Raw genomic sequence first — 17,008 nt, forward strand, 5'->3', positions numbered from 1 at the left:
GGGGGATTACTCCATCGCCGCACCGGCGGTCATCGTCCAGCGATCCGACAGGTATTGCCGGGGTGGCAGGCGACGTCTGAACTGAGATCAGGTTCCCAGCGGATCCATCTCCGCTGTCAACGCGGCCGCCGATGCCTTGTCGAGCATCTGATTGGCGTTACCGCACTTGGGCGAGACGACGCAGGCAGGACACCCCGACTCGCACTCACACTGGGCCAGCCGCAGAGCGGTCGCATGCCACCACTCCTCGGCCTTGTCGAAACCGGCCTGCGCGAAACCAGCCCCACCGGCCTGGCCATCGTGGATGACGATGGTGCACACCTCGGTATCGGGCAGCATGACCGTCGACACCCCGCCGACATCCCACCGATCGCACGGCGAGAACATCGGCAACAGCCCGATCGCGGTGTGCTCGCAACCATGAGCCGCCCCCGCCAGATGAACCGCATCCAGTCCCAGCTTGTCGACGACCTCGTCAGGGATGACCCACCAGCACGCCTGGGTGATCATGGTGTGGGTGGGCATCTCCAGGGCTGTGGAGTCCCAGACGTCATTGGTGATCTCGTCGCGACGCAGATATCCGACGACCTGTTCGGTCAGTTCCACCTGCCCGCATGCCACATAGCCCGGCCCAAAATCTCGGCGCTTCTCCTCCTGGATGATGCGTACCGTTGACGCCGATTGTGGCTGGGTCCAGTAGCCCGGCAGACCCTGGTGCACCAGGGCGTGGTGCTCGGCGGGGTCATACTCGTCGATCAACCACTGGTCGCCCTGGTGCAGGTACACCGCTCCCGGATGAACCGTTCGATCCCCGGCGGCCTCGTCGACCACCCCGATGACTCGACCGGTGGACCGATCGATGATGTCAATCCCCTTGCCAGCTGCCGATCTCAGGTCGATGGCGTCGACAGCTCGCCCCGGGCGGGTCCAGAACAGCCGATTCCCACGTCGTCGCAGCACCTTCTGGGCTGCCAACATCTCGCACATTCCGGCGAAGGCTGACCCGTAGAACTCCTCGTCGGCAGGGGAGAGGTAGGCCTCCTGGGCGGCCGCAGCCAGATGCGGACCGAGGACATAAGGGTTGTCTGGATGCAGGACTGTCGACTCCACCGACGAGGAGAACAACAGTTCTGGGTGGTTGAAGAGGTACTGATCCAGCGGATTCTCCCGGGCCATGAGGACGACGAGGGCGTCACGTCCGGACCGGCCGGCGCGACCGGCCTGCTGCCACAGGGACGACAGTCGTCCGGGATATCCGGCGATGACGACGGCGTCCATCCCCGAGACGTCCACCCCCAGCTCCAGGGCGTTCGTCGCCACCACGGCTCGCACGGATCCGTTTTGCAACCCGGCTTCGATGGCTCGACGATCCTCGGGCAGGTATCCGGCGCGATAGGAGGCGATCCACGCCCCACCGGTCACCCGGTCCTGGGCGTGGGCAGAGATGACCTCTGCCAGTGACCGTGAGGCGACGAAACAGATCGTCTGCATCCCGGCGTCGGCAAGGTCCGCCACCAACCCGGTGGCGTCGCTGGACACCGACTCGGCCGGCTGCCACAGCACGACGTCGCGTCCCGGATGGGGAGAGCAGTCTTCGTCGACGACATCGACCTTCTCCACTCCGAGCAGACGCGCCCCGGCCTCAGCCGCATTCGTTGACGTCGCACTCGACAGCAGGAAGACCGGATCAGCCCCGTGCATCCGGCAGAGCCTGCGAAGCCGACGGATGACCTGGGCCACGTGGGCCCCGAAGACCCCGCGGTACCGATGTGCCTCGTCGATGACGACATACCTCAGACTTCCCAGTAGGGAGGCCCACCGAGAGTGGGAGGGCAACACTGTGTGGTGCAGCATGTCTGGATTGGTGAGGACGTACCGGGCCTGCTCCCGGGCGAATCGACGCTCGGCGTCGTCGGAGTCACCGTCGAGGGTGGAAACCAACCAGTTGCGCGGCCCGATCTCGCGACAGACCCGGTCCTGGTCGTGGGCCAGGGCCTTCGTCGGGGCCAGATACAAGGCGCTGTTGCGTTTCAGGGAATCGCGCAGGGAGGCCGACAGATTCGGGGTGGGCGGGTCAGGCAGCACCGGAGTCGTCGACGCCGTCGCCGCCATGATGGGCAACAGGTAGGCCAAGGTCTTGCCAGATGCCGTTGCGGTGCAGATGGCGGTGTGGTGTCCGGCTTTCGCCAACTCTGCTAGCAGCGCTTGATGCTCCCACGGGTGTGAGATGCCGGCCTTCTCCACGGCTTTGCGACAATCCTCGGGCAGCCATGACGGCCACTCACAGGTGCGCCCAGACGCAGCGTCACGATGATCGACGTGCACCACTTGGGGGCTGGCCAGCAGTCGTGACACAGTCCTGCCGTCGGGTATCGACGGGACAGATGGAACGGCCACGCGCCAAGATTGCCACCATGGGCAGACACCTCACCGCCGACGAGATCGAACAGCTGCGGAACACCTTCATTGATATCGGCTTCCTCACGGACCCCGTTATGGCCGCCATCGGGGACCCCGGGCAGCTCGGACTGACGAGAAACAGCACCACCCCGGCCGCCCGGGCCCTCGTGGGTCGCACCGATCCGCTGGCTGGGGCCATCCGGCTCTGGCTGCTTCAACAGCAGGTCCCCGCCGAGCAGCTCTCGCCACTGCCACTGGAGACCCTCGCCGAGGCAGGAATCGTGAGCGTCGACGGGCCGACGGTCCGTGCCCTGGTCGACCTGCGTCCCTACGGTTCTCCCGACGACGGCGCCTCCGGCTGGACTGTCTCCGACCTCACCCCGGGATTGGACAGGGTCATCACCAAAACCCGCTCCGACTACGTGTTGGGCGTCTCGCCGGCATCGGTGTCCCTGACCCAGATGGCCGTTCCCACCCATGTCGGGAGCGCCCTGGACATGGGTTGTGGATGTGGCGTGCAATCCCTGCACCTGTCTCGCCACGCTGACCGTGTCGTTGCCACTGACATCAATCCACGAGCCCTTCAGATGGCCGAACTCACGTGCCGTCTCTCCCATGCGGACGTGGACATTCGGGAAGGGTCCCTCTACGACCCTGCTGGAGATGACACTTTCGACCTCATCGTCACCAATCCGCCATACGTCATGGCCCCTCCCAGCCCGGACGGTCAGCGTCTGGTCTACCGAGAAGGCGGATTCTCCGGCGACGGCCTGGTGGAAGCCGTCGTCCGTGGCGCCCCTGCCCGCCTCAACGACGGCGGCATGCTTCAGGTTCTCGCCAACTGGGCCCACATCGGAGATCAGCCGTGGTCCGAGCGACTGGCCACCTGGGTCGAGGGGACTGGCTGTGACCTGTGGGCTGTCGAGCGGGAACACCTCGACGTCTGCGAATACATCGAGACGTGGCTCACTGATGCCGGCCTCGACGGATCCCCTCAATGGCGTCCTCGCTACGACGAGTGGCTGTCCTACTTCGACACCCTCGACGTCACCGGTGTCTCCCTGGGTTGGATCACGCTGACGAAGGCTGGTCGCGACGAGCCGGATCTGTCCTTCGAGGAATGGCCCTGGCAGGTCGCACAACCCATCGGAGGGACGATGGCCCAGCGAGCCCAGGCCGTCACCTGGGCTCGTCTGAGTGACGAGGACCTGGTGGCCCGGCGCTGGCGTATTGCCTCTGACGTCGACAACGAGACCACCGGACGCCCCGGGGCCACCGATCCGGAGCACATCGTGCTGCGTCAGCGTCGAGGGTTGTGCCGTGCCGTGGAGATGACGACGGCCTCCGGTGGGGTGCTGGGAGCCTGCGACGGGGAACTCACCCTGGGACAGATCACCGGCGCCGTCTCGGCGATCCTCGAGGTCGACCATGAGGACGTCCTCGCCGAGGTGCTCCCGCTGGTCCGCGAGTGCCTGCGTCACGGCATCCTCGAGGCTGCCTGAGTCCTTCAGAACCGGTGGACGATGACCACTCTAGCCCCGGTGGCAGGGGTGTTCCTCGGTGCGCTATTTTTGGTGAGTAAATCATCAAAAAGGAGAACTGATGACCGATCACCAGGAGATCCCCCTCACCGAGACCCATCACTGCAGCTGTGGCGAAAGCAATGCCGGACTGCCCGAGCTCGACGTGCGCACCATTCCGCACGCCATACGCCACGGTGCCGTCATCGGTGCCTTCGCCCAGCTGCAGCCGGGCGCCTCGATGGTTCTCATTGCCCCACACAATCCGCTGCCCCTGCTGAGCCAGCTCGAGCAGATCAATGGATCCCTCGGCATCGAGTACCTCACCGAGGGCCCGGAGGAGTGGCACATCAAGCTCACCAAGCAGGCCTGAGGCTTTCTCGCAGGATGTGAACGCGCCCTGCCCTCGACCTCCTGCCGTCCAGCCCGAAACAGGCTGGCCGAACAGGCTCGTCGGGGGCAGGGTGTTCTCGTTGCGAGCGAACTCGAGGTGCTCGATGCGACGGCTGTTGTTACGGTTGACGCGCGACCACCGGCGACGGTGCCGCTACATTGGGTCGCGGACCGTCCTCCTCGGGGCAGCCCACATCACGTCAACGGAGAAGGCAGGAATGTCACCGACCAAGAGCCTCGTCATCGTCGAGTCACCCCACAAGGCCACGATGATTGCCGGGTACCTGGGGCCCAAGTACACCGTGCGAGCCAGCCAGGGTCACGTGCGAGATCTGCCCACCAGCGCCTCCGAGGTGCCCGCCAAGTACAAGGGTCAGTCCTGGGCGCGCACCGGCGTCAATGTTGACGACGAGTTCACTCCCATCTACGTCGTCTCCCCGGAGAAGCGGTCGACGATCCGTGAGCTCAAGGGCCTGCTCAAGGAGTCCGACGAACTTCTGCTCGCCACCGATGGTGACCGCGAGGGAGAGGCCATTGCCTGGCATCTGCTCGACGAACTCAAGCCCAAGGTTCCGGTGCGCCGGATGGTCTTCAACGAGATCACCGAGAAGGCTATCAACGAGGCCGTCGCCAACACCCGTGAACTTGACACCGACCTCGTCGACGCTCAGGAGACCCGACGCATCCTTGACCGTCTCTATGGCTACGAGGTCTCCCCAGTGCTGTGGAAGAAAGTGCTTCCGCGGCTGTCCGCCGGTCGTGTGCAGTCGGTGGCGACCCGTCTGGTCGTCGACCGTGAGCGTGAGAGGATAGCCTTCACCAGCGCCAATTACTGGGACATGGAGGCCGTTCTGGCCGCCAAGTCCGATGAGTTCAACGCTCGTCTCGTCGCCCTGGACGACACCAAGATCGCTGCCGGACGCGACTTCGACTCCCACGGCGACCTCACCTCCAAGGTGTGCCGCCTCGACGAGGCCACCGCGACCACCATCGCGAAGGCCCTGGAGAAGGCCTCGTTCTCCGTCACCAAGGTCGAGTCCAAGCCGTACACCCGTCGTCCGTACGCTCCTTTCCGCACCACGACCCTGCAGCAGGAGGCCGGCCGTAAACTCGGCTTCACCTCCCAGCGCACCATGTCGGTGGCCCAGGAGCTTTACGAGGGCGGCTACATCACCTACATGCGTACCGACTCGGTGGCCCTGTCCCAGGAGGCCATCCGTGCGGCCCGCAGCCAGGCCGCTGAGCTCTACGGTTCCGACCACATCCCGGACAAGCCGCGCATCTACGCCTCCAAGGTCAAGAACGCTCAGGAGGCCCACGAGGCCATCCGTCCCGCCGGCGAGCACTTCCGCACCCCGGCCGAGACCGGCCTGACCGGCGACAAGTTCAAGCTCTACGAGCTCGTCTGGATGCGTACCCTGGCCTCCCAGATGGCTGACGCCAAGGGCGAGACTCTCTCGGTGACGATCGGCGCCACCCCGTCCTCCCCGATCAGCGTTGCCGACGGTCACGTCAGGACTGCCACCTTCACGGCATCCGGTCGTACCATCACCTTCCACGGCTTCCTGCGCGCCTACGTCGAGTCGGTCGACGAGGGAGCCTCCGACGACGCCCAGAAGCGCCTGCCCCAGCTCTCGCAGGGCCAGGACCTGGATCCGCGCGAGGTGACGGCCAACGGTCACGACACACGTCCGCCGGCCCGCTACACCGAGCCCAGTCTGGTGGCGAAACTCGAGGAGCTGGAGATCGGCCGTCCGTCGACCTACGCCTCGATCATCCGCACCATTACCAGCCGTGACTACGTCTTCAAGAAGGGATCGGCCCTCGTTCCGACCTGGCTGGCCTTCGCCGTCACCAGGCTGCTCGAGGAACACTTCTCCAACCTCGTCGACTACCAGTTCACCGCCGACATGGAGGAGACCCTCGATCAGATTGCGCGCGGCAACGCTGACCGCGTCGCGGTGCTCTCGACCTTCTACTTCGGCCAGACCAAGTCCGACGACGGTGACGTCCCGACGCCCGCCGAGGGCCACGAGGGACTGCACCAGCTCGTCACCGAGCTCGGGGACATCGACGCCCGGTCCATCTGCACCTTCCCGATCGGAGACTCCGTCGTCGTCCGGGTGGGTCGCTATGGCACCTACGTCGAGGACTCCGAGGGCAACCGGGCCAACGTCGACGACGCCCTTCCCCCCGACGAACTCACCATCAAGGCTGCCAAGGAGCTGCTGGCAAGCCCGAACGGTCAGGATCGCGAGCTCGGGCTGGACCCGCACAGCCACCGTCCGATCGTGGCCCGCAATGGCCGTTTCGGTCCCTACGTCACCGAGGTGCTCGACGACGACGAGGCCACCGAGGTCGTCGAGACGACCACCAAGGACGGCAAGAAGCGTCGCACCAAGCGCAAGGTGAAGCCGCGCACCGCCAGCCTGTTCAAGTCGATGAATCTCGAGACCGTCACCCTCGACGATGCTCTCAAGCTGCTCTCCCTGCCACGCGTGGTGGGCACGGCCGCCGACGGCGCCGAGATCACCGCTCAGAACGGACGCTATGGGCCGTACCTCAAGAAGGGCACCGACTCGCGCTCCCTGGGCAGCGAAGAGGAGATCTTCTCCATCACTCTGGAGCAGGCCGAGGCCATCTACGCCCAGCCCAAACAACGCGGTCGCGCGGCCGCAAAGCCGCCGCTGCGTGAGCTCGGCGAGGACCCGACCTCCGGGCGTCCGATCGTCGTCAAGGACGGCCGTTTCGGCCCTTACGTCACCGACGGCGAGACCAACGCGACCCTGCGCAGGGACGACTCGGTCGAGGCCATCACCCCCGAGCGCGCACAGGAGTTGCTGGCCGAGAAGAGGGCCAAGGGCCCGGCCAAGAAGAGGACGACGCGGAAGACGACCACCCGCAAGACCACTGCGAGGAAGTCGACGACCAAGTCCACCTCGAGGTCCACGTCTTCCAAGTCGACCACGACGAAGAAGGCAGCTGCGAAGTCGTCGTCAGGAAGCTGAGATGACCACGGCGTGGCATTCGGGAAGCACCGAACCGTTGTACTTCGAGTTGGCGTGGACGGCTGCTCGACCGGTTCCGCCCGACCTGCACACCACCGTCGCCACTGTCGGGGCGCGTCGCACCATCGAGTGCGAGGTCACCCTGCTCGATTCCTCGGACCACCGACTGCTGAGATCGGGAATCGTCATCGCTCACCGCGTCGTCGGCGGGCTGGGAGAGTGGTACATGGACGCTCCGGAATGGTCGTCATGGCTTCCGGTTGCTCGGTCGGTGGCCCTCGACGCGGCCGGTGAGCTGCCCCGGGACTTCGCCTGCCTGGCTCGTCCGTTCCTGCGTGGGGCGACCCTGTGTCCGGTGGCGGCCCTGTCCTGGGAGCGCAACGAGACCATGCTGGAGGCCCCTGACTCCACCAAGTTGGCCCTCATCCGCGACGACCGGATTGCCGTCGTCCAATCCGGGGTGACGACGTCGAGGGTTCGCGAGCTGACCATCAACCCGCGTCGGGGTCTCACGGAGGGTCAGCGGGAATGGCTCACCAACCGCATCTTCGCTCTGGGTGGGGTGCCCGTCACCCGTCATCCCTCGGTGCTGCGCCGCCTGGGCCCGGGTGCCGGAGCCCTGACCGATTACCCACGTCCTCATCTGCATGACGGCGCCGGTACGCAGGCGTGGGTGTCGGCTCAGCTGGCCGGGCGACTGCGCGACGTCGTCGAGGCGGACCTGGCCGCGCGGTGCCAGGGAATGGACCTCGGGTCGACTGAGACGAAACGTACCGAGCCGCGCGTCCTTCCCGAGTCCCCGGACCGCACTGACCTGGTTGGCATGGGGTACGACCCGGTGACGACCTCGGCTCCCAGCATCCACGACGGCACTCATGGGTCCATTCGGCCTCTCCAGAAGGAGATTCATGCGCTGTCGGAGACCCTTGACGCGATGTCGGGTCTGCTCGATCCGCCATGGGTCGATCGTGCCCGGGATCTGTGTCTGCGGATGATGAAGCTGGACCCCAGCCACATCAGCATCCACAGCCTGCCCCGTGAGTACTACCAGTTGCTCGAGGAGATAACGGCGGCGGCGCGGTCGCCGCGTGTGACTGTTGATCCCGATCTGCCCGCCCGTTCGACGATGAAGCGCATGCTCAAGGAGTCGGTCGCGCATGCGGTGGCAGTCTGCGACGACATCGAGGACTCCCAGGGATGGGCGGCCGCCGAGACGTCTGCCCGTCATGCTGCCGCAGTCGCCGGCATCCTTGACACCGGTCGAGCCGAGAAGGTGGCCAAGCGGCTGCGCGCGGTCGTCAAGGAACTGGCCCGGACCAAGAACAACGTGACCGAGGACGTCGACGTCTCCGGGATGTCTCCCGAGCAGGCTTTCGAGGCTGGACGTCAGGTGGAGCGGGCTCGGGCGGCCATGTCCGCATCCCGGCAATCGTTCCGGGACGACTGGCCACAGCATCGTCGCAAGATTCTGAAGGCTCTCCATGACTGATCAGCAGACTCGCACCGGACGCGATCTGGGCGGCCTCTTCATCGTCCTCGAGGGTGGGGACGGTGCCGGCAAGACGACTCAGTCCCGGCTACTCGACCAATGGCTGACGAGTCAGCGCATTTCGCATCTCATGACCCGTGAGCCCGGTGGCTCCGGGCTCGGGCAGAGGATCCGGGAACTGGTGCTGTTCCCCGACTCGGCGGAGATCTGCCCGCGTGCCGAGGCCCTGCTCTACAACGCTGACAAGGCTCAACATGTCGAGCAGGTGATCATGCCGGCTCTACGTGAGGGCAAGGTCGTCGTCTGTGATCGCTACATCGACTCGACGATCGCCTATCAGGGGGCCGGGCGCGTCCTCGACCCTGAGGAGGTGGCCCAACTCGCGAGTTGGGCGACGGCTGGCCTCGTCCCCGATCTGACGGTGTTGCTCGACGTTGATCCCTCCGAGGGGGCCGGAAAGATTGCTGCCAAGGATCGTATGGAGGCGGCCGGTGAGGAGTTCCACCGGCGGGTTCGCCAACACTTCCTCGACCTTGCGGATACTCACCCGGAGCGCTATCTCGTCCTCAACGCTCGGAAGCGTCGTGAGGAGATCCGCGATGCCGTCAGCAAGCAGGTGAGCGAACTCCTCGACCGGTGAGCAATCGAACGCCGTCACTACGAAGGTGTCGGCATGATCTGCAACGATGATCCCGTGAGCGATGTGTTGACCGGTGTGTGGGCCGATCTCGTGGGTCAGGAGAAGGCCGTCGAGGTGCTGCGCCGTGCGGCGGAGTCGCAACCGGGTCGCTCCTCCCACGCCATGAGCCATGCCTGGCTCATCACCGGACCGCCAGGATCGGGCCGGTCCAACGCGGCGAAGGCCTTCGCGGCTGCATTGCAGTGCGCCGAGCACGGCTGCGGACAATGCAATGCCTGCCGAACCACCTTGTCAGGCGCTCATCCGGACGTCACCCTGGTCCGCACCGAGGCGCTGTCCATCGGTGTCGACGAAGTGCGTGAATTGGTGCGAAGAGCGGCGATGAACCCGGCGCACGGTCGTCATCAGGTGGTCGCCATCGAGGACGCGGATCGCATTACCGAACGAGGCGCGGATGCCTTGCTCAAGGCCATCGAGGAGCCAGCGCCGAAGACCGTCTGGCTGCTGTGCGCGCCCACTCCTGAGGACGTCATCGTGACGATCAGGTCTCGGTGTCGACGTCTCCATCTGGCCACCCCGCGCGACGAAGCTGTGGCAGACCTACTGACTCGACGTGACGGGATCCCCCCTGAGATGGCCGCCGAGGCTGCTCGAGCTGGCCAGGGCCACATCGGCCGGGCACGCCGTCTGGCTCGCGATGAGGAGGCTCGAGCGCGCCGCAACGCCATCGGTGAGCTCCCTACCCGGCTGCGGAGCCTGGGGGATTGCCTGCAAGCAGCCGAGGACCTCGTCAACCAGGCCAGCGAGGAGGCCGCCGCTGCCACCGCTGAGTCCGATGCCTCCGAGCGCGCCGAGCTGGAGAAGGCCCTGGGATTTGGTTCCGCAGGGGCTCGTCCGCGCAATGCACAGGCTGCGATCCGGGATCTGGAGAAGCAGCAGGCCGCGCGGTCGAAGCGACTTCAGCGGGACGCCTTGGATCGCGTCCTGACGGAGCTGACCGCCTATCACCGCGATGTGTTGGCCATCCAGACCGGGGCAGTACGTCCGGAGGAGGAGAACGCTCTGCGAGGGGCTCGGCTGGTCAATGCCGGCTGGTCAGCCTCCTTGCACCGGGTGGCGCATTCCCAGAGCCCCGAACACACCGTTGCCACCATCGACGCCATCTTGGACGCGAGGAACTCCCTCGAGCACGGCGTCACCCCGTTGCTCGTGATGGAAACTCTCCTCATCGCCATGACGGGAGCAGCTCGCTCTCTGGCGAATCCCACTTGTCAAGGCCTGACGAAGTGAATGACAACGGTGTGTTGCACCGCTGCCGGAGCCATTTTCGTGGCACAGTGTGAATGTGCCGTGCCGTATCCTCGGTGCGGTTCCCAAGTCGTGAGGATTGAGCGTGAGCAAGGCGATCAAGAGGACTGCAGCGGACTCCACCGACGCCGAGACCACCCGGGTCATCCAGACGGGGGCCTCCCGCGTGGATGCCGATGCCAACCGTACTGAGGTCATCAAGCCTAGCGATTCGGCGGACTCGGAGCGCACCAGCGTCATCGACGACGACGTATTCCGTCCCGACACCGAGAAGACCCGCGTCGTTGATGATCGTGAGTTCGAGGAGGAGCGTCGCCGCCGTGAGCTGGCTGATCAGCGTGCCCGTGAGCGTGCTGATCGTCAGGCGATCGAGGCTGAGCGTCAGCGTCGTGCCGCCCATGCCGAGCCCGAGCCGGAGCCAGTGGCTGAGCCGACCCCCAAACGCACCACCGACAAGGCCATGGCCTCCTTAGGCATGTTCCTGTTCCGCATCGTCGTCGGCGGTATCCTGGGCATCCACGGGTTCCAGCACCTCACCCAGCGTGATCTGACCCTGCGCGCCGTGCAGACCCTCCCGTTGCCCAGCGGATACGCCCAGACCGGCGTATGGGTGCTCGGCATCTGCGAGTGCATTGCTGCCGTGTGCATCATCCTCGGCCTGTTCACCCGCATCGCCGGAGTCGGCGTCATCATCATCATGGTGTTGGCGTTGACCTTCATCTTCTGGGGCAGTTTCGCCATCTTCAAGACCATGGGCTTCAAGGGAGAACTGGAGCTCCTGCTAGCCGGATGCGGTGTTCTGCTGCTCTTCCTGGGCGCCGGTGGCTGGTCGATTGACGCCGCCTACCGGCGCAGCCGTGCCGCTGCGAAGGCTGAGGAGGCCGGCTACTGAGCCGAGTCGTAGCGGTCGCCTTCCGCGAATACGGACAACTTTTTCACCTCGACGTCGGGACTCTCGACGTCGAGGTGGGTTCATGGCTGCTCTACCCCACCCCTGACGGCCCGCTGGTGTGTCGGTGTGTGTGGGGGCCGGAAGAGGTTGTTCCTGATGGGACCCTGCCGGTCTGCGCAGGTGTCGCCGATGACGAGGCCGTCGCCGCCGCGGCCCAGGACCGACACCACCGGGACGAGATCTTGCAGACCGCTCGGCGCACCGTCAAGGACCTCGGCGTCGAGATGGAGGTCCTGGCGATCGACCTGGTGGAGTCCGACGATGATCGCCTCATCGCGGTGTACTTCCGCGCTCCCCACCGGGTTGAGTTCGCCACCATCGTCGGGCCACTGGCGCGACGGCTGCACGCACGCATAGACCTGCGTCAGCTGCGCGGCCGAGACACCGCCCGAGCCGTCGGCGGGGTAGGGGCGTGTGGCCGTCCGCTGTGTTGCGCGACCTTCCTGCCCGAGCCGTTGTCGGTGCCGAATCGTCTCGTCACCGAGCAGGGGATGGCGTCCAATCCCTTGGCAGTGACCGGGGCATGCGGCAAACTCATGTGCTGCCTGCGTTACGAGTCTCCCTATTACGCCGATTTCGAGGCTGCCCTGGGAGAAGCCAGCGGCCCGGACGGTCCGGGTTGTCCGCTGGTGTCGGCCTGCTCGACAGCTGGACGACGCCGGCTGCAAGAGGAGCGCAAAGATGCCAGACCCAGGAGGTCCCCATGACTCGACGCGATCCGCGACGACGCACGATTGCCGCGGCCTTGGTCGCCTGCTCCCTGTTCTCGGTTACAGCCTGCACCACTGAGGAGCCCACCTCGGGGCCGACGATCACTCAATCCGCCTCGCCGACCCAGCAGTCCGCCACCCCGAGCCCCATGCCCTCGCCGTCCGTGACGGCGTCAGTCAAGCCGGCCCAGGGGAAAACTGACCCGAACCCTCCGGTCGCTTCGTTCGATCCCAAGGCCCATGCCCACTTGGAGGGTCCGGAGAGCCCGGACCGCCAGACCATGCACCCCGCATCGCAGGACGACAAGCAGTTCAGCAAGCCGCCAGCCGGTAAGGGGATGAACCGATACCTGTCGCGCAAGATTTCGTGGCATGCGTGCGGGAACTTCCAGTGTTCCAAGGTTCTCGTGCCGTTGGACTGGGATGATCCGAATGGTCCGGCGATTACCTTGGCCCTCAAGCGCAAGCCAGCGGAGTCGTCGTCGAAGGCGACCCTCTTCGTCAATCCCGGTGGCCCTGGCGGTTCCGGCCAGGAGATGGTGGACAGCTTCAAGTCCTCCGCCTTCCCGAACCACGACGTCATCGGGTGGGATCCGCGCGGAACCGGCCAGTCCACCCACGTTGACTGCGGCCCGGCGAAGACGATGGACGCCTTCTTCAACCTTGACGCGTCCCCCGACGATGAGGCCGAGTGGAAGGCGCTCGGCCGCGGCACGAGGGATTTCGCACGCAGTTGCAGGGCGCACTCCGGCGAGCTGCTGGATCATGTCTCGACGATCGACACCGCTCGGGACCTGGACTACCTGCGGTATCTCGTGGGCGACAAGAAGCTCGATTACCTCGGCATTTCGTACGGTACCTTCCTCGGTGCGACTTATGCCGAGCTGTACCCGGGGCGAGTCGGGCAGATGGTGCTGGACTCTACGGTCAACATCACCAACCACGACACCGTCAGCCAGAGCGTCGGGTTCGACCGAGCCTTCGGCGACTTCGCCAAGTGGTGCGCCAAACAGGGGCAGCGCTGCACGCTGGGGAAGAACGAGGCCGAGGTCCGCAAGACCACCCTGAACTTCCTCAACCATCTGGACTCCCACCCGTTGAAGGTCGAGAACCGAACCCTGACGCAAAGTCTGGCAGCGACTGGCATCGCCTTGTTCCTGTACTCGGGTAAGGAGGCATATCCCTACCTGGCGGGTTCCTTGCGTGGTGCCATGAAGGACGGGAACGGCAGCTACCTGCTGACAGCCTCCGATTTCTTGAACGGGCGTGGCAAGGATGGCCAGTGGGAGACGATCGTCTCTGCCTTCCCAGCGATCTCCTGCCTGGATCAGGCTGACTTCGGTCTGAACCACGTCCGGAAGGAGTGGCCCAAGGAGGCAGCCAAGGCGCCGACCCTCGGCAAGGCTCTGGGGATGACGCCGACCTGTGAGGTCTGGACGGCCCACCCGGCTCACCAGCTGTACCTGACGGCTCAGGGGGCGGCACCCATCTTGGTTCTGGGTGCCACGGGTGATCCTGCCACCCCCTACGAGCAGGCCGAGTGGATGGCTGACCAGCTCAAGTCCGGTGTGTTGCTGACCTGGCGGGGTGCCGGGCACTCGGCGTGGGAGCTTGGTAACCAATGCGTCAAGAAGGCCGTCGAGAGTTACGTCAATGACGCGAAGGTCCCCAGAGACAAGACAGTCTGCTGACGTTGGGGTGTGGCGGCAGGCCGTCCTGGTGCGACGGTATCCGCTGTTCGTGACGGCTGTCAGCACAGACGTGCGAGCCCGGCGGGAGGTTTGGGAGACGTCGTTACCCTTGTCGTCATGAGGAGGGATCGCTCATGACGTTGGGTCAGCGCCATGTCATTGGCATCGTGTTGCGTGTCACGGGCTTGGCCCTGCTCGCAGGCGCACTCCTTGCCCTGGAGTGGGCGTGGCGGTCCCACGCATGGAACGATCTGGAAGCCGTTGACGGGCACTGCGTCATGGTCGGGGCACGGGTCGACGACGGACGTGTCCCGAGGGTGGCATGCGAGGAGGACGGTGCCCGTTACGTCAAGGACGTCGTCAAGCCCGGTACGAATTGTCCGCAAGGATTGACGCGGGTGTCAGTGCGACATGAGCTCAGCCACGACACCGGGTACGTCGGCGCCCTGTGCCTGCGACATCCTTGATGTGAGGCCCCGATCCCGCCAGCCACCTCGTGGCCAGCTGGCGGGATCTCAGGCATGAGTCCTCAGGAGAGCACCGCTCGACGCAGTACGTCCAGCGGCAGAGCACCCATGCGCAGGACGTTGGTGTGGTACTCCTTCAGGTCGAAGTTCGGGTTCTTGGCCTTCGCAGCCTCCCGCAGCTCCAGCCAGGTGCGCTCACCGAGTTTGTACGACGGGGCCTGGCCGGGCCAGCCGAAGTAGCGGTTGACCTCGTAGCGAGCCGATCCCTCGTCCATGGAGACGTGGTTGTTGAAGAAGGTCCAGGCCTTGTCCCAGTCCCACTCGCCGCTGCCGACTTCCTCGGGGGCCTCGAACTGGCAGTGCAGGCCGATGTCGAGGACGACGCGGGCAGCGCGCATGGACTGCCCGTCGAGCAGGCCCATGAAGTGACCGGGATCGTCCATGTAGCCCAGATCAGCCATGAGCCACTCAGCATAGAGGGCCCAGCCCTCCCCGTAACCAGACGTCCAGTAATTGCGTCGCCACGAGTTGAGCTCGTCACGAGCAGCGATGGCCGATGAGGTCTGCAGGTGGTGACCCGGGGCGCCCTCGTGGTAGACGGTCGTCAATTCTCGCCAGGTCGTGAAGGTGTCGACGCCTTCTGGCACCGACCACCACATCCGGCCGGGACGGGAGAAGTCTTCAGACGGAGGCGTGTAGTAGACGCCTCCGTCGTGGGTCGGGGCGATCATGCCCTCGATGTGACGGGCCTGCTCGGGAACCTCGAAGTGGGTGCCGTCCAGGGAAGAGATGGCTTCGTCGGCGCGCTCCTGCATCCATGTCCTGAGGGACTCGATGCCGGAGATCTGGTAAGTCGGATCGGCGTCGAGGACCGCCATGGCCTCCTTGACGCTGGCTCCTGGACGGATGCGTTCGGCGGTCTCGCGCTGCAACTGCTCGATGCGGGCGAGTTCCTGCTTGCCCCACTCGTAGGTCTCGGCGAGGTCGACAGTGGTGCCGACGAACTGACGAGAAGCGAGACGGTAACGGTCGATGCCGACGGCGTCGGTCTCGGTGGCGAGCGGAGCGATCTCGGCGGCGAGGGTCTCTGCGGTGCGACGGAAGTTGGCCTTGGCGGCGTCGATGCCCTCAGCAAGTTCCGACTTCACGGAGTCGGGCAGGTCGTCGGAGGCGGTCCGCTTGAGGTAGTCGTCAAAGAATCCACCGTCGCCGGTCCAGGAGGTGATCTGCTCGACGAGAAGGTTCACCTGACGGATGGCGGGCGCGACACCGGCATCGATCGAGGCGCGCTGGGTCTGCAGCCAGCCGTCGAGAGCCGCGCCGGTGGCCTGCAGACGACGTGCGACCGTCGACACCTGATCGGGGGTCTCGGTGGGCATCGCGTCGTAAACCTCGCGGATCTCGTGGACGCCCGAGGCAATGCCGTTGAGGGTGAGGAGGTCGTATCCCTTGTCGTGGCTCTCGGCCTCCAGACCCAGGCTGGAGCGCATGGCGGAGACGGTGACCCTGTCGGTGTCGTCGGCAGGCATGGCCTGGTCGAGACGGTCCAAGGTGTCCATGACGAGCTGGTACCGGGTCTCCATTCCGGCGGGGGTCAGGTCGTCGTACTCATCCTGGTTGAGGTCCAGGCCGAGGGCGGTGGCCAGGATGGGGCTAGACGCCACGAGGGAGTCCCAGTGGTGGTCGGCAACCTCGTCGACCTCTGACCCCATCTGGTGGGTGGTGTGTGCGTTGTCGTTGGTCACGAGGATGACGCTATCGCGAGTCGTGGACAGGCGGGAGTCGCGTGGTGTTCCAGAAAGAAGCGTACCGGTTTCGCGACGAGGTCATCATGCCGGTATAGTCTTGTGAGCCTGCCATGGCAGGCGTGCCAACTTAGCTCAGTCGGTAGAGCGACGCTCTCGTAAAGCGTAGGTCACGGGTTCGATTCCCGTAGTTGGCTCCATGAGCGCCCGGCCAGGAATGCTCGCATGGGTCGTCAGGAATTGACGACGGCTCCCTGTCTTGCCGATGGATCCCCGTGGTGATCTACGGTCGCGGTGGTGACCGCTGCGAACACGCGAGGGCCACTGACGACCTTGGTCAGGTGAGTGATCGCTGCGGGCTTCTTGGCGTGGTCAGTGGGGATCATCCGACAGGCCAGGATTGTGGGGGTACTGGCCTCAAGGTCACTAGGGGTGGTCGTCCGGTGCTCGGTATCGGGTAGAGCGATGGTCCTCTTGATCGCACTCTGGCGAGTGGAAATTGAGCAGTCGTTTGAGGTGCGACCCGCTGATAAAGTGACGTGTAAGTCACCATGCGCCCGGATAAGTACTCCATTTATCTGCGATTTTGTTCTGGGCAGGCTGCGGTGACCCTGTGGATGGCATGATGGCACTGCTCACGCTGGGTGGGTCACCAATCTTTGGTTGGTGAGTACTCGAAGAAGGG

The 17,008-nt window shown here is 65.3% G+C and carries 13 protein-coding genes and 1 tRNA gene; 11 read left to right on the plus strand and 3 right to left on the minus strand.

The window, feature by feature from the left end; translation table 11 throughout:
- Positions 1–87: 87 nt before the first annotated feature.
- Positions 88–2,397, minus strand: coding sequence for a DEAD/DEAH box helicase (locus tag AC6I1W_RS04030; protein ID WP_270236842.1), 2,310 nt, complete (start codon positions 2,395–2,397; stop codon positions 88–90).
- Between AC6I1W_RS04030 and AC6I1W_RS04035 the strand changes: the two genes are divergently transcribed.
- From AC6I1W_RS04035 to AC6I1W_RS04080, 10 genes are all read left to right on the plus strand, one after another.
- Positions 2,385–3,902, plus strand: a complete 1,518-nt coding sequence (locus tag AC6I1W_RS04035) for a methyltransferase (protein WP_016666856.1) — start codon at positions 2,385–2,387, stop codon at positions 3,900–3,902. The two genes, AC6I1W_RS04030 and AC6I1W_RS04035, sit on opposite strands and share 13 nt — an antisense overlap.
- Before the next feature lie 100 nt (positions 3,903–4,002).
- Positions 4,003–4,293 carry a DUF2249 domain-containing protein gene (locus AC6I1W_RS04040; RefSeq protein WP_004810388.1) on the plus strand — a complete coding sequence of 97 codons (291 nt, stop codon included), beginning with the start codon at positions 4,003–4,005 and terminating at the stop codon, positions 4,291–4,293.
- Positions 4,294–4,531: 238 nt separating this feature from the next.
- Positions 4,532–7,321, plus strand: coding sequence for a type I DNA topoisomerase (gene topA / locus AC6I1W_RS04045; protein WP_117189770.1), 2,790 nt, complete (start codon positions 4,532–4,534; stop codon positions 7,319–7,321).
- A gap of 1 nt (position 7,322) precedes the next feature.
- Positions 7,323–8,810 carry a hypothetical protein gene (locus tag AC6I1W_RS04050; protein ID WP_065673342.1) on the plus strand — a complete coding sequence of 496 codons (1,488 nt, stop codon included), beginning with the start codon at positions 7,323–7,325 and terminating at the stop codon, positions 8,808–8,810.
- A complete protein-coding gene (gene tmk / locus AC6I1W_RS04055; protein WP_016666859.1) occupies positions 8,803–9,450 on the plus strand; it encodes a dTMP kinase in 648 nt (215 codons plus the stop codon). The genes AC6I1W_RS04050 and tmk overlap by 8 nt, the downstream gene beginning before the upstream one ends.
- Before the next feature lie 54 nt (positions 9,451–9,504).
- The gene (locus tag AC6I1W_RS04060) at positions 9,505–10,740 is read left to right on the plus strand and encodes a DNA polymerase III subunit delta' (RefSeq protein ID WP_171048672.1); all 1,236 of its coding nucleotides are present in this window, start codon (positions 9,505–9,507) and stop codon (positions 10,738–10,740) included.
- A gap of 103 nt (positions 10,741–10,843) precedes the next feature.
- On the plus strand, positions 10,844–11,650 hold the full coding sequence (locus tag AC6I1W_RS04065; protein ID WP_016666861.1) for a DoxX family protein: 807 nt from the start codon (positions 10,844–10,846) through the stop codon (positions 11,648–11,650).
- A 74-nt stretch (positions 11,651–11,724) separates the two neighbouring features.
- Positions 11,725–12,417, plus strand: coding sequence for a regulatory iron-sulfur-containing complex subunit RicT (ricT, locus tag AC6I1W_RS04070; RefSeq protein ID WP_117189769.1), 693 nt, complete (start codon positions 11,725–11,727; stop codon positions 12,415–12,417).
- Between the two features lie 251 nt (positions 12,418–12,668).
- Positions 12,669–14,111 carry an alpha/beta hydrolase gene (locus AC6I1W_RS04075; protein ID WP_171048673.1) on the plus strand — a complete coding sequence of 481 codons (1,443 nt, stop codon included), beginning with the start codon at positions 12,669–12,671 and terminating at the stop codon, positions 14,109–14,111.
- A 134-nt stretch (positions 14,112–14,245) separates the two neighbouring features.
- The gene (locus AC6I1W_RS04080; protein WP_016666864.1) at positions 14,246–14,578 is read left to right on the plus strand and encodes a hypothetical protein; all 333 of its coding nucleotides are present in this window, start codon (positions 14,246–14,248) and stop codon (positions 14,576–14,578) included.
- Between the two features lie 62 nt (positions 14,579–14,640).
- On the opposite strand, the gene AC6I1W_RS04085 is transcribed toward AC6I1W_RS04080, so the two are convergent.
- Positions 14,641–16,290 carry a DUF885 domain-containing protein gene (locus AC6I1W_RS04085; RefSeq protein WP_117189785.1) on the minus strand — a complete coding sequence of 550 codons (1,650 nt, stop codon included), beginning with the start codon at positions 16,288–16,290 and terminating at the stop codon, positions 14,641–14,643.
- Positions 16,291–16,447: 157 nt separating this feature from the next.
- On the opposite strand from AC6I1W_RS04085, the gene AC6I1W_RS04090 reads away from it, so the two are divergent.
- Positions 16,448–16,523 (plus strand) — tRNA-Thr (locus tag AC6I1W_RS04090).
- 33 nt (positions 16,524–16,556) lie between these two features.
- Here AC6I1W_RS04090 and AC6I1W_RS04095 read toward each other — a convergent pair.
- The gene (locus AC6I1W_RS04095) at positions 16,557–16,709 is read right to left on the minus strand and encodes a hypothetical protein (protein WP_004810398.1); all 153 of its coding nucleotides are present in this window, start codon (positions 16,707–16,709) and stop codon (positions 16,557–16,559) included.
- Between the last annotated feature and the right edge of the window lie 299 nt (positions 16,710–17,008).

It is taken from the genome of Cutibacterium sp. KB22876, from assembly GCF_059728865.1.

Coding starts and splice junctions, on each gene's coding strand:
- AC6I1W_RS04035 (WP_016666856.1), top strand. CDS start 2,385: ATGGAACGGCCACGCGCCAAGATTGCCACCATGGGCAGACACCTCACC.
- AC6I1W_RS04040 (WP_004810388.1), top strand. CDS start 4,003: ATGACCGATCACCAGGAGATCCCCCTCACCGAGACCCATCACTGCAGC.
- topA (WP_117189770.1), top strand. CDS start 4,532: ATGTCACCGACCAAGAGCCTCGTCATCGTCGAGTCACCCCACAAGGCC.
- AC6I1W_RS04050 (WP_065673342.1), top strand. CDS start 7,323: ATGACCACGGCGTGGCATTCGGGAAGCACCGAACCGTTGTACTTCGAG.
- tmk (WP_016666859.1), top strand. CDS start 8,803: ATGACTGATCAGCAGACTCGCACCGGACGCGATCTGGGCGGCCTCTTC.
- AC6I1W_RS04080 (WP_016666864.1), top strand. CDS start 14,246: ATGACGTTGGGTCAGCGCCATGTCATTGGCATCGTGTTGCGTGTCACG.
- AC6I1W_RS04085 (WP_117189785.1), bottom strand. CDS start 16,290: ATGGGGTCAGAGGTCGACGAGGTTGCCGACCACCACTGGGACTCCCTC.
- AC6I1W_RS04095 (WP_004810398.1), bottom strand. CDS start 16,709: ATGATCCCCACTGACCACGCCAAGAAGCCCGCAGCGATCACTCACCTG.